This window comes from Shewanella sp. ENK2 (assembly GCF_043568515.1).
In the GTDB taxonomy this organism is placed as follows: Bacteria; Pseudomonadota; Gammaproteobacteria; order Enterobacterales; family Shewanellaceae; genus Shewanella; species Shewanella japonica.
The window spans coordinates 2,678,544-2,696,863 of record NZ_CP171406.1; the positions used below are offsets into that span (position 1 = coordinate 2,678,544).

An 18,320-nucleotide genomic window follows, 5' to 3' on the forward strand; every position below is an offset into this window, starting at 1 on the left:
CTATGCTTGATCTTGAGCTGCTACCAATACTGCTCCCCGCATTTGTTGCGGGGATATTGGTGCTGTCTACGCATGTGGTCTTAGGTCGTCAGGTACTAAAACGTGGCATCATCTTTATTGATTTAGCCATTGCACAAGTGGCGGCTTTAGGTGCCATTGTGTCGCATATGGATCATAGATTAGAAGAGCTGCCTTTTTCTCATGTATGGATGCCTGCTTTATTTGCGTTAGCGGGAGCGGGTTTTATTGCCTGGCTTTCAAAGCGTTTTGCTGATGAGCTTGAAGCTATTATTGGTTGTTTTTATGTGTTGAGTGCTGTGGCCGCGATGTTGTTATTGTCTAACGATCCTCATGGCGCAGAGCTCTTAAAACAATTAATGTCAGGGCAAATATTATGGGTTAACTGGTCGCAACTCGTATTACCAGGTGTGGTGTCTGCTGCGATATTGTTACTGGTGGTCATTAGGCCACAAGTACTTGATGGTGCAGGGTTCTACTTCTTATTTGCGATAGTGATTACCTTGTCGGTTGAATTAGTTGGCGTTTACTTAGTCTTTAGTACGCTAATTTTGCCCGCCTTAGCACTGAATAAATACCATGGTAAAGGGCAACTTGTGCTGACGTATGTGGTTGGATTTGTTGGCTACTTAGCAGGGCTTATACTCTCTGCCAGTTATGATTTGCCTAGTGGGGCCGCAATAGTGGCAGCCTTAGCGTTCAGTGCTATTACTATGCGTGTTTTATTGTCTTTTAATCAAACTAGCAATGTCTGATTAAAAGCGGTTTTTGAAGCGTATAAGACTAGCGATTGAAGTCACTAAGTACAGAATTAATGGTGCGTTAATGTTAACGCACCATTCTTTTATCTGGGCTAGTGTATAATTATTTTAGCTTACAAATGTAAACTGAAATTAAACAAACCATTGAGTCCAGCTACTGTGCTGGCTATACTGTCGCCACTTTCTTCGCAGGAGTCTGCTTGTGCTGTTAATTGCTCGTTCAATTATTCTTGCAGTGTTATTAACACTGGCGTTTTTTTTCGCAATAATCCTTTGTCTTGTTAGACCTATGCATCGTGACAATGTACATGTTATTGCACGTATTTTTGCTTCAGTTGCTCCTATTTTAGGTATCAAGGTGATCACGCGTCACGCAGCAGAAGAAAACCCTAAAGAGCCTAAAATCTACTTAGCTAATCATCAAAATAACTTTGATTTATTTACCCACACTTCTGCTGTGCCTAAAGCAACGGTGAGTTTAGGTAAGAAAAGTTTGGCTTGGATGCCGCTATTTGGACAAATTTACTGGTTATCAGGCAATATTCTTATTGACCGTAAGAACCGTCATAGTGCATTTGATACTATGGCTAAAACGGTCGAGAAAATGAAAAACAAATTATTATCTGTATGGATTTTCCCTGAGGGAACACGTTCTCGTGGACGTGGCTTGTTACCTTTTAAGGTTGGGGCTTTTCATACTGCTATCGCAGCGAAAGCTTCAATCGTACCGGTCCTTGCCTCTTGTCAAAATCACATTAAATTAAATCGTTGGAACAATGGTGTGGTGATTGTTGAGATGATGGCTCCTATGTCGACTGCAGGTGTTGATAAAGCGGATGTGAAAAAGCTATGTGCTAAGGTACATGAAGCAATGTCGGCTCGATTGGCTGAATTAAATCAGGAAGCATCTGCATTAATGGCTAAACCTCAATAGGTTTATCAAGTATAATTGACCATTAGCCGCATAATTTTTGTTAACGGAGTTACTCCATGTCTATTGAAGGTCTACTAAAAGAGCAGTTTGCTGAGAACCGTGAAATCATTCAAGCATTACTTGATGATGGCTCGCAGGCTGATGCTGAATACACGATTGAGCATCACTTTTCTTCGACTAATTTTGATCGTTTAGAAAAAGCGGCTGTTGATGCATTTAAGCTTGGCTTTGAAGTTAATGATGCTGAAGAAATGCAACTTGAAGATGGTTCGTTAATTTTCTGCTTTGACGCGATTGCAAATCATGCTTTAGAGGCTGACTTACTGGATAAAGCATGTGAGCAGCTTATGATTTTAGCTCAAAAGCAAAAAGTAGATTACGACGGTTGGGGTACATTCTTTATTGGTGATGAAGACGAACTTGATGAAGAGTACGACGAAGAATAACGACGACTATCTTCATCGTTGATTAAATATAAATCGCTGATTAAATATAAAAAACCACTCATTTGAGTGGTTTTTTATTGTCGGCTAGTTATCTAAAGAATGGTTTTATCATTGCTGGTCAATCATTAGCGATTCAATTAATTGCTAGCGAGGTGCTAAGACTCTTCTTTAAACACTGATGTTTGGTTACGGCCATTCTCTTTAGATTGGTACAAAGCTTTATCCGCACCAGCAAGCCAACTAGCACTGTTTTTTGTTTGTTCTGATAACGCGTTTACCCCAATACTAATGGTGACTTTAATAATTTGGTTTTTATACACCACTTGTGATGCTTCAACTTTTTTACGTAATCGCTCCGTAAAGTACTTAGACTCATCAGCATTAGTATTAGTGAGGACAACGGCAAACTCTTCTCCGCCATAGCGGCCTGCAAAGTCTGTTTCACGCAAAGACTGTTTAAGTATATGGGCAATACTTTGAATCACTTTATCGCCCGCAGGGTGGCCGTATTTATCATTGATTTGTTTAAAGTTATCAATGTCTATCATGATCATGCTGCCACTTTCACCGTAGCGCGCATAGCGTTCATACTCTTTTTCAAAACAAGCTTGCCAATGACGACGGTTAAATAACTGGGTTAAACTGTCAGTCTGACTCAGTTTCTCCAACTGTTCGTTAGCAGATTTAAGCTGTAATTTGTTTATAGCGACATCGGTAACATCATAAATAATAATACTAATGTGAGTAATATTCCCTGTGAGTGATGCCAGAGGCAGCAAGGTGATATTTTGGTACATATGATCAGCCCGGCCTGTAATTGGACGGTAGTTTTTAAACTCGAACACATATGGACGCTGTTCCCAGCTGATAAACGAACGATTCTTTAGTAGGAAAACCGATTCCATTTTTTGGGTTAACCACTCTTTTGGCAGGTCGCTAAATGTATCAAAAAGGTTTTTACCTTTGATGCCATTTGGCGAGACTCCACTGTGGTTTTCCATGAAACCATTCCAAAGTTGGATATTGTAATTACGATCTAATACGACTAGCCCAACTTCTATGGTTTGCACCATATCAATGAGCCAGTGAAGTTCGTTCATTGCATTTTGATCAGTAGACATGAGTAACATCCAACATTGTTATTATTTTAATGACTAGCGAATATGAATCGCTAAAATCATGATTAATCAAGTAAATAGCCCAACTTAAAATTAAGTGTTGGGATGGAATCTTCGGTGAAAAGCAACAGCAAATCGCATTGAACATTATGATCTTCAATTTGATAGTTGATTTCCATTGCTAGGGTGCGTTGCCATTTTTCCGAATTATCATGAATCAATTCATTGACTGTGCAATGTCTGCCCAATACCACTGGATGTCCTTGGCTAAATTTCATATCCAGTTGTTCTGAGATGCCATTGAGAAATGCGCCGATCAGAACATTGCCAGTATCGATTAATACTTCGACTTCATTGGCTGCATCCTGAGGATCTTTATGGCCCATGAGTTTGGCCATATCGGTAAAACTAGAGTCATGGAATAACAATAACGCTTCACCAGCCACACCTGCGCCAATAAATCCTTGGCAGAGAGCTGAAATTTTTGAGCTTTCTTCTGTAGCTTTAAGCGCCATAGTGAGCTCACTGACTTCGAGAACATTCACATTTGGAATTGGCAGCATCACGAACACATCCAATAACGTGGCCAGTAGATCCGCAGCTCGGCCCATTGCTACGTTAGCAATTTCTTGGCAGGCATCACGTAAATCAACCTCAAACATCGGTGTGTCATCAGCAGCATCTTTAAGTGCTAAGGTCAAAATGCCGTACTCTTCAAGAATATTACTGATGGCATCAGCACTGACCGGTTTTTGGATGAAATCCAAAGCACCTAATGCTTTGACTCGCTCATGAGCTTTGATTTGGATATCGCCAGATACCACGATGACGAGGGCGGGTAAGTCCTCTCGCTGAATCGCTTCTAATACCTCGTAACCATCCATGACTGGCATATTGAGATCGAGAAAGACAATTTCCCCTTTCCCAGCACGGATAACCTCAAGACCTTCCGCTCCATTAGTGGCATAGCTGATTTCAACATCCCATTCTTTTGGGAGTGTGCGCGCCATTTGCTTTCTAGCTAATCCTGAATCATCGCATATCAAAATAGGAATAGTCATAGAGACAGAGGATCCTTTTACAGGGTTATTATTATTTAAGTGTAGTCGTTGCAAAAAAAGACAGTTTTCATCTCTTTAATTCCTGCAGTTCAACATGGTGATATTGCGTTGCAGTGTCTTTCTACATTGTATTAAACAATATTTTACAACTTATTGTTGAGTATTAGCATTAAAAATCGACAGAATTTTGGCGTTTATCATAAAAATGTATCATTTATGGCATTTTAAAGGCTCTATGGCGTAACGTTTGTTTACTAACGGGTATATTTGGGGGGATGTAAAAATTGTTGCTTTGCTCACCTTGGTTAACTATTCGCCAAATTGCTGGTTTATGATAACTTAAGATCTGGACTGACCAGTAAAGGATGAATCATGGAGAGTAAACTCGTTACGTTAAAGATAGACAATGGCATTGCCTATGTAACGTTAAATCGGCCTGAAAAATACAATGCATTGAATATTGAGTTGTTTCAAGCAATCGATAAAACCATCAAAAAACTACATAAAAACACTGCTGTTAGGGCGGTTATTCTGTCGGGAGCTGGCGGTAATTTCAGTTCTGGTTTGGACGTTAAAAGTGTTTCAAAATCAATGATGCCCGCATTAAAACTTCTTTTAAGTGGTTGCCAGGTAATGCAAATCTAGCTCAGCGAGTTTCTTTAGGTTGGCAGCAGCTTCCTATTCCTGTGATATGTGTCATTGAAGGGTTTTGCTATGGCGGTGGCGTGCAAATCGCATTAGGTGCAGATTTTCGATTTGCCAGTAAAGACGCTCAGCTTTCAATCATGGAATCTAAGTGGGGCTTATTACCTGATATGGCTGGACTTGCAGGGTTAAGGCAAATCATGACTAAAGACAAAGCCATGCAATTGACCTATACCGCAGATATTATCACTGCTGACAAAGCGCTTGAATTTGGTTTAGTCACAGAGGTGCATGATAACCCGCTAGAGATGGCGACACGTTATGCAGAAAAGCTAATGCAGCGTTCGCCAGATACTAATGCGGCTATTAAGCTGAGTATCAATAAGAACTGGTCGGGGACGTTACGCAGTTTATTGAGCCGAGAGTCATTGAGTCAGATTCGATTACTTTTAGGTAAGAATCGTTTGATTGCCAGTCATCGTGAAATTAAGCAGTCAGGTAAACCCTATCAAGATAGGCAGTCGGGTTGGTAAATTCCAAGTCTCATACTGTGTACTAGATTAAGTCGATTATTTACTTCACTATCATAGAGTAACAATTCTCAAATGATGGGTGCCGACGGAACTAAAAGCTTGCTATTATCAGCGCCAAAATTGATTGTGCAACTTGAGATTGTCTTATGCGTGAAACGTTTGAAAAATTGTTATGGAGCAGCCGATTATCAGTGATGGTTGGCGTGCTTGCTTGTGTTGTCGGGGCGCTGGTTATCTTTACTGTAGGGATCAAGGATGTGGTGCATTTATTGGCACTGCTTTGGAGTTACATCGTTTCTGGCAGCCACGAAATAAGAAATGACATTATTATGGTCGTGGTTGAGATTTTAGATACTTTCTTACTCGGCGCTGTCATGCTTATTTTTGCTTTTGGTCTGTATGAATTGTTTATCAGTGATTTAAAAAATGCCGATGACACCAAAAGCGGTGGCCGCATTTTAGTGATTAGCAGCATTGATTCGCTCAAAAGTAAGCTAGGTAAAGTGATTTTGATGATGCTTATCATCAAGGTGTTTTCTTATTTTACTGAAATGAAGCCTCAGTCGATGCTCGACTTGCTCTACATGGGAATTATTGTGGTGTTAGTCGCACTGTCTTTGATGTTGAGTAAAGATAAAAAAGACTAACCTCGCCAAGTGTTAGATTGCTGGTTATTGGTCAATAGTTATTGAAACTGTCAGTAACCAGCAATTTTTCTCGCAAAGCCTTCAATATGATCTAACGCTTCATCCCAGCCACCTTGATGGCTCAAATCTAATTGTAATAAATACTGTCGGTATAAATTTGCTGATTTAACTAAATTACTATTTTTACGCTCTATGCTTTGCGCTAATGCGGCCTTATGTCCGTTAGCCGATTGCAAGTCCAATACGGGAATGTCTAACCCTGCTAGTTGCTTGGCAATACTCAAGCCTCGGTTTTGTTCATTAATCAATTGTTCAAATTCGCGATAAGGATTAATGATAACGAGCAAGTCAGGTTTAGTTAATTTATCTTGATGAAGTAGATTAACGACCATACCCGCACTATCATCTGCTGCGATAATAATCCGTTTCCCAGGGTATTGCGCAGCCACTCCTTCTATCTGAGCAATAGATTCTTCAATCACTTTTTGTTGGAAATTATTGAGCTCTAATAACTGACTGGAGGTGTACTTAGGCGTCATTTGATGCGCATCAAGCGTTAGCTGCTTTTCACCTGCCTTGTTAATTTGATCTGCATCAGTTGCGAAATTAGGACGATATAAGCCTTCGGTTGGCTTGATGCTGATTGTTGCCCAGCCTGAGAGTGGTAATTGCAAGCGCATATAACGGCTGCTTTCCAGTCCTGTAGCGTCTGATTCAGTTGGCCCAAGAATGATAGCGCTGCCACGCTGTTTTCTGCCTTGCCAAGGCTTAACTATGACATCAATGGGTTTATCTTGAACAATGATCTGCTGCTTTTGCTCGTCACTGACGGGGGCGAATAATGACTCGGCAAAGGTATTCGTGCCAATGCTGAAAGTGAGGATGAAGGTAAATAGGATCTGCTTGATGAGTGTCATTGCCGCTTTCTTACAGGTTGGATGAAAATCGCCTACAAAAAAGCCCTGAAGTTCAGGGCTTTTGCTTCATCTCTGCAGTGTATTATACGTGACTGACTAATACCATTCTAATTGCGTCTAGCTGGAATTGGCTGTCGTCAATATAGCTGTTTAACTCAGCCATTTGATTACGGATATAATCGAGTTCAGAGTCGCGAATATTTGGATTCACCGCTTTTAAAGACTCTAAACGGGTGAGCTCGCCATTTAATTGTGTGGTCATTTTTTCACGAGCTTGCTCAACCAAGTTGGCTAATGCTGCCTGTGCTTGCTCTTCCCCTTTTGCTAATAGCGGATGAAGAATAGGCTGAGATGCATTAACGAGCTTGCTGGCAATATGGCGATTAACAGCACTGAGTTGTTTATCAAAGCTGCTGTAGTCGACTTTTTCTGCCAAGTTTTGACCATTTTTGTCCAGTAACACACGGATAGGTGTTGGTGGCATATAGCGGTATAGCTGCGATGATTTAGGGGCTGAAACATCTGCCATATAAATCAATTCTAAGAACAGGGTTCCCGCTGGTAGCGCTTTATTCTTTAACACCGCAACACTGGTAGTGCCGGTTTCTGAATCGGTGATCATATCAAGAGCCGTTTGCACTAATGGATGCTCTTGAGAAATAAACGCAATATCATCACGAGAAAGTGCGGTTTCACGGTCAAATGTCACTGAAATTCCATCTTCAGGTAACCCAGGATATGACGGGAATAACATGTGCTCACTCGGGCGCAATACAATCGAGTTTTCGCCACGATCTTCTTGATCGACACCAATAATGTCCCATAAACGAATTACAGAACCAATTAAGTGAGTATCAGCATCTCGCTCGGCTAAACGCTCCACTAACTGTTTTGATTGTTCGCCGCCATGAGAGTTAATTTCTAATAACTTATCACGTCCTTTTTCCATGGCTTGTTTAAGCTCTTGGTATCTGGCTTGGGTGTGGTTAAGCAGTTGCGTCATTAATTCAGGGTCATCATCATTGAGCACTGCTGTTAATTCATCGGCAAACTCTGAATAAAGAATATGGCCACTTGGGCAAGTCAGCTCAAAAGAATTAAGCCCTTGGTGGTACCAATTCATTAAGCGCTCTTGCGCAGTATCTTGCAAATACGGTAAATGAATTTGGATATCATTTTGCTGGCCGATACGGTCTAAACGACCGATACGCTGCTCCAATAAATCTGGGTTTAGTGGCAAATCAAATAACACTAAGTGGCTAGCAAATTGGAAGTTACGTCCTTCTGAGCCAATTTCTGAACAAATAAGCGCTTGGGCGCCGCCTTCTTCTTGAGCAAAATACGCACCCGCTTTATCACGTTCAATAATCGACATGCCTTCATGGAAAACAGTGGCCTGAATACCTTCACGAGTACGTAATGCTTCCTCAAGGCTCAGCGCCGTTTCTGCTTGGCTGGCAATGATGAGTACTTTTTGCTGCGGTGTTCTTTAAGGAAATCAATTAACCAGTCAACACGAGGATCGAACTTCCACCAACTTGCACTATCAGTTTCAAATGCTTGATAAAGTTTCTCAGGGCTCAATGATTGCTTAGCTTGATCTTGTGGTGATTTTTTCGATCCCATCATTGCATTAACACGTTCAGCAGTAATGTATTCCTGCGGCATGGCTAATGGTTGCGGATTGAAAAAGCGTTTCGGAAATCCGCTGACTGAAGCACGGCTATTGCGGTATAAAATACGGCCAGTACCATGTCGGTCGAGTAATTCTTGTAATAACTCTTCTCGAGCAGATTGTTTAGTATCATCTTCAATATCATCTGCTTGGATAATATTGATGCTTGGCATGATATCTTTTTCACTCAAAAGCTCAGTTAAGCTATTAATGGCGCTATCGGCCAGTTTAGTGTTGGCGGTCAGTGCTTCAGCAGCTTCAGCAACACTTTGATAGCTTTTCTCTTCTTCTAGAAATGCGTTGTAGTCGTAGAAACGATCAGGATCGAGTAAACGTAAACGTGCAAAATGACTTTGGTGACCAAGTTGATCTGGGGTGGCAGTAAGTAGCAGTACGCCTGGCACTTCTTCACTTAAGGCTTCAACGATTTGATAAGCACGGCTTGGGGCTGTTTCGCTCCACTCCAGATGATGTGCCTCATCAACCACCATTAAATCCCAATCGGCATCAATAGCTTGTTCTAAACGACGTTTTTTACGAAGTAACTCAAGTGAGCATATGACTAATTGCTCAGTGTAAAATGGGTTGTCATTATCCGCATAAGCTTCAACACAGCGGTCTTCATCAAAGATTGAAAACTTTAAGTTAAAGCGGCGTAGCATTTCGACCAACCACTGATGGCGTAATGTGTCAGGCACAATCACTAATATACGCTCAGCACGGCCAGTAAGTAGCTGCTGGTGAATAATCAAACCTGCTTCAATGGTTTTACCTAAACCCACTTCATCGGCCAGTAAAACACGTGGAGCATAGCGGCGGCCAACTTCATGAGCAATCCATTGTTGGTGTGGAATTAAGCCTACCCGTGGTCCTTGTTGCCCCAATAAATCTGATGTTGCTAACTTATGGCGCAGTAACTGACTTTGGTAACGCATACCAAAGCGGTCTAAGCGATCAATTTGCCCTGCAAATAAACGGTCTTGAGGTTTATTAAAACGGATATTGTGGTTGAGTAAAGTTTCACGTAATCGTACCGTTTCTTCAGATTCACTGTGGATACCAATATAGGTAACTAGCCCATCTTTTTCTTCGACTTCGCTAACAGTGAGTTTCCAGCCTTCGTGGCTTTCAATTGAGTCACCTGGATTAAAGATTACACGTGTTAATGGTGCTTCATCGCGTGAAAAAAGACGGTTCTCATCGGCGGCAGGAAATAACACTGTTACCATGCGACCTTCAACGGCGACGACAGTACCTAAACCAAGCTCTGACTCGGTATCACTAATCCAACGTTGACCTAAAGCAAACGGCATTTTTGACTCTCATTTGGGGCTGATTAAAACAAAGGGCGCGTATGTTATAACAAACGCTAGTAGATTTAAATTCTAGCAGCGATTTAAATATTCATGATCAGCAATTTTATGTAATCAAGGCTAACTTTGACACAGTTCTGTCATCTCAATGTCATCTTCTTTCTCGTAAACTGACACAGTGAACATCTGATTAACTATTGAGCGTCGATAAATTTACTGGCATAGTTTAATTGTGCAATTTACGAAATTGTTCACCTATAATTATATGTAAGTTTATTTATTTCAGGAGTTTATATTGGATTAATCCCTTAGTTTACCCTTTGCATTGAGCACTCTGGAGGCGCCATGGAACATGACAACAGAAAGTTGTTTGTACTGGATACCAATGTGTTACTGCATGAACCTTTAGCGATATATTCGTTTAAGGAACATGACGTAACAATCCCAATGACAGTGTTAGAAGAGTTAGATAATATTAAGGACAGAAAGCACGAGATCAGCCGCGATGCCCGGGTTGCTATTAGAGCGTTAGAAGATATCCTCGGAGGGAAAACCTCTCCAGAACAAATACTCAATGGTGTCGCTCTACCCAGTAGGGAAGGACACTCTGATGTATCCGGCAGTTTATCTATTTTCCCCGACCATCAAATCGATTTCACCACTGGGACGTTACCTGGCGACAATAACGATAACCGCATTATTAATACCGCACTACATTTACAAAACCTCAATCAAGCTCGCCAAGTTGTGTTGGTCACAAAAGATATCAATATGCGCCTTAAAGCCAAAGGGGCGGGGATTGAACGGGTTGAAGATTATCGAACTGACCAGCTGATTGACGATATTCGCTTTTTGGCAAAAGGTTTTTATCAGTTTGACGGTGACTTTTGGGCGAACGTGGAAAAAGTATCAACTGACCGAGTGGGTGGGAAAACCTTGCATCAAGTGAGCCTTGATGAGGTGGGTAATGAACCTTTTTACAAAAATCAGTACTTAATTGATCAAGAAACTGAGTTTTGTGGCAAGGTCGAAAACCGAACTGATACTCATTTATCAATAATCGATTACGGCCGAGATCGACTAGAGCATCTGCAAGCATGGGGCATTAAGCCAAAGAACATTTATCAAGGCATGGCGCTTAATGCTTTATTAGATCCTGAGATTGATTTAGTGATTCTCACCGGTCCAGCTGGTTGCGGTAAAACCCTAATTGCTATGGCTGCAGCGCTTGAGCTTGTGGTAGAGAAAAAGCAATACGAAAAAGTCATTGTCACTCGAAACACGCCTGAAATAGCTGAATCTATTGGTTTTTTACCTGGCACCGAAGAAGAGAAAATGGCGCCATGGTTAGCGGCAATTACAGATACTTTGGAAGTGCTGCATAAAAATGATGTTAACCCGACAGGGAGCATGAATTACATCATGGAAAAAGCGAATGTGCAGTTTAAGTCAGTCAATTTTATGCGTGGGCGCTCAATTCAAAACTCAGTAGTCTTATTGGATGAATGCCAAAATCTAACGGCATCACAAATTAAAACCATGATCACCCGTATGGGAGAAGGCACTAAGTTGATTTGCTGCGGTAACTTAGCGCAGATTGACTCAACTTATCTGACAGCAGTCACGTCAGGGCTAACCTATATTGTGGAACGCTTTAAGGATTTTGATGGCAGTGCCAACATTTATTTAAATGGTGTCGTGCGCTCAAGGTTAGCTGAATTTGCCGAGGAGCATTTATAGCTTATTGGCTTGATGAAGCATAATTAGGTCTGTTGTAAAAGCTACTGCAAAGTGGCTTTTTTATTGCGCCAATATTGAGCGATAACAATATTGAAAATTCCTTGTCTATTTGACTAAATGACCATGAATCTATGATGATAATTTGCTATGTTTTAGAGGCAGTTAATAAACACGATAAAATGACACAATTTATAACGATTGATGCAGGTTATTTATGTGATAAAGCATACCTTCCTGATAATATGCATCAATGAGCCATCATAGCGTTTCTCCTTATGTCTTTTATTAATCGACGCTATGAGTAAACAAAGGGATTTCAATGAAATCGACAGAGCCAGAATTACACTTAAAATCACTGATTCAAAGAAAATATAACCGAGCCGTTTTTTATACATATATCGGTGTAATTGTGATGGCATTATTGTCGGCTTGGACGTTATTTGAACGCCAAAAAACACAATTGATCAAAGAGCGTGAAGAGCAAGTTCTTCGCCATGTATTGCAGATTGATTTATTACTCGAGTCGAGTATCCGTGCGGTTAAAAGCTTACGTAACGTGGCTGTCGATAATTTACGCTTGGGGGAGCTAGTTCGAAAAGACCGTTTACCTCAGTATGAAAAGTTCAACGAAGATGGTCAGTTTTTTACCCTAGAACCCAGTTATGCTCAAAGTGGTGAACCTTTTACCAATATGGGACGGATCACTGGTATGGGGTCGTTAGATGGTCGAAGTGACACCTTTTATCAAGAATTAGAAATGCTGTTTGAGCTGTCATTATCTTTTCCTGTAGCGAAAGAAGCTGCGCCGAAAGCCTCATCTATTTATTACATTTCAAAGCAAAGGATCATGTCATCGTTTCCATGGTCTAACAACGAAACTCGCTTTAGAGAAGAGCTACTCAATAAAAAACAATTCCAGTTGGCGACGCCAGCAATGAATCCACAGCGAAGTGTATTTTGGCGAGAGGCCTATGTAGACCTTGCTGAACGTGGTCTATTAACCACACTTGGTCTACCAGTGTATTTAGAAGATGACTTTATTGGCTCGATTAACTTGGATATGACCCTTGCGTCTTTAGCCAAGCAAATGCGCATGTATTTTAAGATGCCTGGGACAGTGATTTTATTAGATCAATACAACAATATTTTGTCTCACAGTGACTTTGAAGCTAGCGATATGAATCGGGTTTATCATATTAGCCAACGTATTCCTTCAGAGCTGCATTCCTTACCTGAGTCAGAACTGTTTGACGCACATGATGGTATCTTGCGAAACGGCTATTACATTCACTCAGTGGCATTACAAAACCCACCTTGGCGTTTACTGTACCTGCAAGATGAAGATGTATTGTTCCAAGATGCGTGGGATAAGTTAAAGCTGACTTTCTTGCTAGTGGTTTTGGCTTTATCTGTGTTGGTGACGATTGTGCATTGGCAAACTCGCCGTTCATTCGTCAATCCAGCATCCCGCTTATTAACTCACTTAGAGGAGTGCTCACGCGATCCGATTTCACCGCCAAAGAAAATCACTGAAGGTTGGGAGCCTTGGTTCTTACTCGTAAGCCGTATTTTTGAAGAGAACAAGCAATATACCCGTCATTTGGCAGAGCAAAATAAACGATTGGATAACTTAGTGGCACGACGGACTCAACGTTTGCGTGATACTACAGAGCGACGTGAACGAGAGTTTGCATTATTACGCTCTTTGATTGACTCCATTCCTGAGGCGATCGTTTATAAAGATAAAGAAGGTAAATATTTAGGCTGTAATAAATCTGCTGAGTATATGCTGGGCTGTAAAGAAAGCGAGATGATAGGGCAATACTCTTTAGCCAGTACCCATGAACAAGGGGAGCGGATCAGAGAGGAAGACCAAAAAGTCTTAAGTGATCGCTCACTGTTACGTTACCAAGAGAAAATGGACATTGGCGGGAAAACCGTCTTGCTCGATACCTTAAAACTGCCGTTTTATAACCGCCGTGGTGAGTTACTGGGTTTGATTTCTGTGTGGCGTGATGTCACTCGTGAATATGAATCTGCCGAGCAGTTACGTCTTTCTGAAGAACGCTATCATTTAGCGATGGATGCGGTAGAAGATGGACTGTGGGATTGGTACTTAGATTCTGAACAATTGATTTGTAATCCAGCGTTTTATTCTATGCTAGGTTATAAACCTAATGAATTCCCTGCACTTATTTCATCAACCGATGCACTCATTCATCCAGATGATCGTATGCGAGTTGAAGAGTACCGAAGTGGTTATGCTAAACAGCCAATTGGCACTTATGAAATTGAATATCGTATGCGGGCTAAATCGGGTGAATACCATTGGGTGTTATCACGTGGTCGAGCGGTTGAGTTTGCCGATGACGGCCAATCCAAACGTATGCTCGGTACTCATAAAGATATTACGCGTCAAAAAAGTAATGAAGTTGCTTTGCTAGAAGCTAAGCAAGATGCTGAATTAGCCAATATGTATAAGAGTGAATTCTTGGCCAACATGAGTCACGAAATTCGCACACCGATGAATGCAATTATTGGTATGTTGCAGCTTGCACAGCGCACTCAATTGAATCCGCAGCAACAGGATTATCTTAATAAGGCAGGTTTCTCTGCTCAGTCTTTATTGCGTATTATTAATGATATTTTGGACTTCTCTAAAATTGAGGCGGGTAAGCTAGAACTCGAAAGAGTGTCGTTCCCGTTAGATAAAGTGCTTGATCATGTCATTGATATGAACGCTCAAAAAGCGCAAGAAAAAGGCGTTGAGCTGTTACTTTATGCACCAGTAACAGCAGGACTTATCCTCAATGGTGACCCATTACGTTTAGGCCAAGTTTTGGTGAACTTATTATCCAATGCGGTTAAGTTCACTCAAAATGGTGAAATTGAATTAGGTTGCGAAGATGTGGGTGAGCGAGATCACCGTATAACACTTAAATTCTGGGTGCGTGATACTGGTATTGGGATTAGCCAAGAGCAACAAGCTAAATTGTTTGATGCTTTCTCGCAAGCTGATGGTTCAACCACCCGTAAATATGGCGGCACAGGCTTAGGCTTATCGATCAGTAAACACCTTGTGTCCTTGATGGGCGGTACCATGCAAGTGGAATCAGAGACCAATCAGGGCAGTACCTTTAGTTTTAATATTAGCTTTGAAATCGCTGAAGAGAATGTCGTTGAACCGCTCGTTGTCCCTGAACAATTGAATAACCTAACAACCTTAGTAGTGGATGATAACCCTAGCGCTTTACAGATATATTCAACAGTAATGCGTGACTTTAGCTTTGGTGTCAAAACAGCACAAAGTGGCGCAGAGGCATTAGAAGTATTAGCTCACAGTGACGTCGATTTATTGCTACTTGACTGGATGATGCCAGAAATGGATGGCGCAGATGTTATCGATATTATTGATGAAATGGTTGCTGATGGACGCCTTAAAAAACGTCCGGTGATTATTCTAATGACCGCCTATTCTGCAGAGCCACTTGAGGCTGAGTTTGATGAAAGCCGTGTATTTGCTATTTTGCAAAAGCCGTTTAAAGCGTCAGCCTTATTCGATGAGATTATTGGCGCATTTGCTGCCGAACCTAAATTGAATGTGGCGCCTGTCGTTGAAGAAGATCCTGAGCAAACCAAAGATGCTGGTTTAGTCTTATTAGTTGAAGATAATTTTATTAACCAGCAGGTTGCGACTGAGCTATTAAAAAGTGCAGGTTATGAAGTCGTGATGGCCGATAATGGTCAAATTGCGTTAGATATTATCGACAGTAAACCATTTGATGCCGTATTAATGGATATTCAAATGCCTGTAATGGATGGATTAACTGCGGCGAAAGAGCTGAGAAAACGCTTTAGCACCGAGCAGCTTCCTATTATTGCGATGACGGCTCATGCAATGTCAGGTGATAGAGAGAAGAGTCTACAAGCGGGTATGAACGCTCATATTACTAAACCAATTGTGCTTAATGAGTTGTTTGATACCTTAGAACATTGGATTGATTATAAAAATAAACATAGCGCCTCGTAAGGTTAACGGCTCAAGACGAGCCGTTAAATTTGGCTGACTGACACAATGGAGAATGTTAAATGAACCGCCACAGCATTGCACTTGCATTGGCATTAAGTGCCATCCCCGTTATCGCATATGCGGCAACACCTGCCCAAACTGTGATTAAGCAAAGTGAAAAAGCGACCGGATTTATTAATTTCTATTATCAAAGTCAGTCTGGTGAATTGTATTTAGAGGCCAATAAACTTAACCAGCCATTTTTACTCATCACAAGCTTGCCACATGGTGTGGGTTCTAATGACATTGGCTTAGACCGTGGTCAACTTGGCGAAACTCGTATGGTTCAGTTTGAGCGTCAAAGCCCGTACATTTTATTAAAGCAATTAAATACTTTTTATAGAGCAAGCAGTGATAATCCTGCTGAGCAATTAGCGGTAAAAGAAGCCTTTGCAGAATCTGTATTATGGCGGGGTAAAGTTGTCGAAGGTAAAACGCCACTTGTGGCCGTTAATCAATTAGTGCTAAACGATCTTCATGGTGTGGGCCAGCGGTTAGCTGACACCAAACAAGGTAGCTATAATCTTGATAGTTCACGTTCTGTCATTTTACCTGAAGGGGTGAAGTCCTTCGAAAAAAATGCTGATGTTGATGTGTTACTGACTTTTAATAGTAGCAAGCCAGGCGAGCAAGTGAGACAAGTTACGCCTGATGGCAAATTTGTATCAGTTAGGATGCGCTATTCGTTTGTAGCATTACCAGAGCCGGGCTATCAGCCTCGAGCTTATGAGCCGATGAGTGGTTACCTTTCGGGTGAATATTATGATTACTCAGCCCCAATAGACTCACCTGTCAGTAAACAATATCTACTGAGACATCGTTTAGAAAAGGTCACGCCTGGTATTGAACCAAGTGAAGTGATTAAACCAATAACCTATTATCTTGACCCTGGTGTACCAGAACCTATCCGAACTGCATTATTAGATGGTGCTCGTTGGTGGGAGGATGCATTCACTGCTGCTGGATTTATTGATGGCTTCAAAGTGGAAATGTTACCAGAGGATGCAGATCCTCAAGATATTCGCTATAACATGATCCAATGGGTGCATAGAGCAACAAGAGGCTGGTCTTATGGTGCATCCATTAAAGATCCTCGCACAGGTGAAATTATCAAAGGTCATGTGACCTTAGGTAGTTTGCGAGTAAAACAAGATCATTTAATTGCCAGAGGATTAACCGCAGGCTGGGAAGATAGAGATGCAGCTAAAGAAGCATCGATGAATCTAGCATTGGCACGTATTCGCCAGTTATCAGCTCATGAGATTGGCCATACCATCGGGCTTGACCATAACTTTGCAGCTTCTACGAACGATAATGCCTCTGTCATGGATTACCCTCATCCGAAGGCGACGTTAAATGGCGACAATATTGATATCTCAGCGCCTTATTCTGAAGGAATAGGAGAGTGGGATAAGTTTACCATTGCCTACGGTTACGGCAATGAAGCGAATTTAACAGAGTTGGTTCGCCAAGCTAGAACACAAGGTCTACGTTATATTGGAGAAGCTGATTCCCGTTCACCGGCTTCAAGCCATGCCTATGCGAGTTTATGGGACAATGGTGCATCTGCAGCAGATGAGCTTACTCGCTTAGAGCAAGTTCGTAGAGTGGCTATTGAGCAATTTAATGCTCAAGCACTGCTTAACGAGCAACCTTTAGGTGAACTAAGTGACGTGTTTGTGCCAGTATACTTTATGACTCGATACCAAATTGATGCCGCTGCTAAATGGATTGGCGGCAGTGATTATAGTTATCAACAGCAAGGCTCTGCTGAGCGATGGCATTATTTGTCGCCTAAATTACAACGCAGTGCATTAGATGCTTTATTGAATGTTATCTCAGCCCAAAGTTTGTCTGTACCTTCTGAGATTACCGATATCTTGGTGCCTAAAGCGGGTAACTATCGTAAGACTCGTGAAAGTTTCGATTCTGGTTTAGGTGTGCTGACTGATCCGATAGGTATGGCAGAAGTGTTAAGTCGACAAATTGCTAACCGTTTATTGGCTCCAGAGCGTTTAAATAGAGTTAATCAAGGGTTTATGACTGACTCAGAGCAATTATCAGTGGTGAACTTAGTCGATAAATTATTAGCGAAAACGGTATATCAAGATCTGCAGCGAGGCCAGTTATTAGCGGTACAAATGCGGGTTAATACTGTCGTGTTAGACGAAATTCTTGCTAGCTATCACCATGAAACAACGGCCCCTGAGGTTAAAGCGCAATTGCTTGCAAGGCTGCAATATGTTGAAAAACAGTTGAAACGTCGTAGTAACCGAGCAAGTAATTATCAAGCTGCTCATTTTGACTGGCTTCTACAAGGGGTGGCTAAAGGCATCGCTTCAAACGAGTTTAGGTTTATTGAATCACCGCTTAACATGCCGCCTGGTTCACCTATCTAACATGCGAACGACCAAAAAGCCCAACGAACATCGTTGGGCTTTTA

At 41.5% G+C, this 18,320-nt stretch carries 10 protein-coding genes and 2 pseudogenes; 8 read left to right on the plus strand and 4 right to left on the minus strand.

What is annotated here, in order from left to right:
- Window positions 1-2 precede the first annotated feature (2 nt).
- The 3 genes from ACGEDC_RS11810 to rraB all read left to right on the plus strand — a co-directional run bounded on the left by ACGEDC_RS11810 (window position 3) and on the right by rraB (window position 2,159).
- Complete coding sequence (locus ACGEDC_RS11810) at window positions 3-773, plus strand: metal ABC transporter permease (protein ID WP_055022704.1); 771 nt, start codon at window positions 3-5, stop codon at window positions 771-773.
- Window positions 774-981: 208 nt separating this feature from the next.
- Window positions 982-1,713 carry a 1-acylglycerol-3-phosphate O-acyltransferase gene (locus ACGEDC_RS11815; protein ID WP_055022703.1) on the plus strand — a complete coding sequence of 244 codons (732 nt, stop codon included), beginning with the start codon at window positions 982-984 and terminating at the stop codon, window positions 1,711-1,713.
- Window positions 1,714-1,769: 56 nt separating this feature from the next.
- A complete protein-coding gene (gene rraB, locus ACGEDC_RS11820) occupies window positions 1,770-2,159 on the plus strand; it encodes a ribonuclease E inhibitor RraB (RefSeq protein WP_055022702.1) in 390 nt (129 codons plus the stop codon).
- 155 nt (window positions 2,160-2,314) lie between these two features.
- Here the strand turns inward: rraB and ACGEDC_RS11825 are convergent, their stop codons facing one another.
- Both ACGEDC_RS11825 and ACGEDC_RS11830 read right to left on the minus strand, forming a co-directional pair.
- Entirely contained in the window at window positions 2,315-3,280 is a 966-nt protein-coding gene (locus tag ACGEDC_RS11825; RefSeq protein ID WP_055022701.1) for a GGDEF domain-containing protein, read from the minus strand.
- A 62-nt stretch (window positions 3,281-3,342) separates the two neighbouring features.
- Window positions 3,343-4,338 (minus strand): response regulator, encoded by a 996-nt coding sequence (locus tag ACGEDC_RS11830; RefSeq protein WP_055022700.1) that lies wholly within the window; start codon window positions 4,336-4,338, stop codon window positions 3,343-3,345.
- Window positions 4,339-4,710: 372 nt separating this feature from the next.
- Here ACGEDC_RS11830 and ACGEDC_RS11835 point away from each other — a divergent pair.
- A pseudogene (locus ACGEDC_RS11835) lies at window positions 4,711-5,516 on the plus strand (crotonase/enoyl-CoA hydratase family protein).
- A gap of 146 nt (window positions 5,517-5,662) precedes the next feature.
- Window positions 5,663-6,163 (plus strand): YqhA family protein, encoded by a 501-nt coding sequence (locus ACGEDC_RS11840; protein WP_055022698.1) that lies wholly within the window; start codon window positions 5,663-5,665, stop codon window positions 6,161-6,163.
- A 50-nt stretch (window positions 6,164-6,213) separates the two neighbouring features.
- On the opposite strand, the gene ACGEDC_RS11845 is transcribed toward ACGEDC_RS11840, so the two are convergent.
- Entirely contained in the window at window positions 6,214-7,080 is an 867-nt protein-coding gene (locus ACGEDC_RS11845) for a DUF3530 family protein (protein WP_394493407.1), read from the minus strand.
- Between the two features lie 82 nt (window positions 7,081-7,162).
- Window positions 7,163-10,068: pseudogene (gene rapA, locus ACGEDC_RS11850) on the minus strand (RNA polymerase-associated protein RapA).
- Between the two features lie 345 nt (window positions 10,069-10,413).
- On the opposite strand from rapA, the gene ACGEDC_RS11855 reads away from it, so the two are divergent.
- From ACGEDC_RS11855 to ACGEDC_RS11865, 3 genes are all read left to right on the plus strand, one after another.
- Window positions 10,414-11,808, plus strand: a complete 1,395-nt coding sequence (locus ACGEDC_RS11855; RefSeq protein ID WP_394493409.1) for a PhoH family protein — start codon at window positions 10,414-10,416, stop codon at window positions 11,806-11,808.
- A 319-nt stretch (window positions 11,809-12,127) separates the two neighbouring features.
- Entirely contained in the window at window positions 12,128-15,838 is a 3,711-nt protein-coding gene (locus ACGEDC_RS11860; protein ID WP_394493411.1) for a response regulator, read from the plus strand.
- A gap of 59 nt (window positions 15,839-15,897) precedes the next feature.
- Window positions 15,898-18,276 carry a zinc-dependent metalloprotease gene (locus ACGEDC_RS11865; protein ID WP_394493413.1) on the plus strand — a complete coding sequence of 793 codons (2,379 nt, stop codon included), beginning with the start codon at window positions 15,898-15,900 and terminating at the stop codon, window positions 18,274-18,276.
- The last annotated feature ends 44 nt before the right edge of the window (window positions 18,277-18,320 follow it).

What these genes read in the sequence shown, in the direction of transcription:
- ACGEDC_RS11810 (WP_055022704.1), top strand. Translation starts at nt 3, where the DNA reads ATGCTTGATCTTGAGCTGCTACCAATACTGCTCCCCGCATTTGTTGCG.
- rraB (WP_055022702.1), top strand. Translation starts at nt 1,770, where the DNA reads ATGTCTATTGAAGGTCTACTAAAAGAGCAGTTTGCTGAGAACCGTGAA.
- ACGEDC_RS11825 (WP_055022701.1), bottom strand. Translation starts at nt 3,280, where the DNA reads ATGTCTACTGATCAAAATGCAATGAACGAACTTCACTGGCTCATTGAT.
- ACGEDC_RS11830 (WP_055022700.1), bottom strand. Translation starts at nt 4,338, where the DNA reads ATGACTATTCCTATTTTGATATGCGATGATTCAGGATTAGCTAGAAAG.
- ACGEDC_RS11840 (WP_055022698.1), top strand. Translation starts at nt 5,663, where the DNA reads ATGCGTGAAACGTTTGAAAAATTGTTATGGAGCAGCCGATTATCAGTG.
- ACGEDC_RS11845 (WP_394493407.1), bottom strand. Translation starts at nt 7,080, where the DNA reads ATGACACTCATCAAGCAGATCCTATTTACCTTCATCCTCACTTTCAGC.
- ACGEDC_RS11855 (WP_394493409.1), top strand. Translation starts at nt 10,414, where the DNA reads ATGGAACATGACAACAGAAAGTTGTTTGTACTGGATACCAATGTGTTA.
- ACGEDC_RS11860 (WP_394493411.1), top strand. Translation starts at nt 12,128, where the DNA reads ATGAAATCGACAGAGCCAGAATTACACTTAAAATCACTGATTCAAAGA.
- ACGEDC_RS11865 (WP_394493413.1), top strand. Translation starts at nt 15,898, where the DNA reads ATGAACCGCCACAGCATTGCACTTGCATTGGCATTAAGTGCCATCCCC.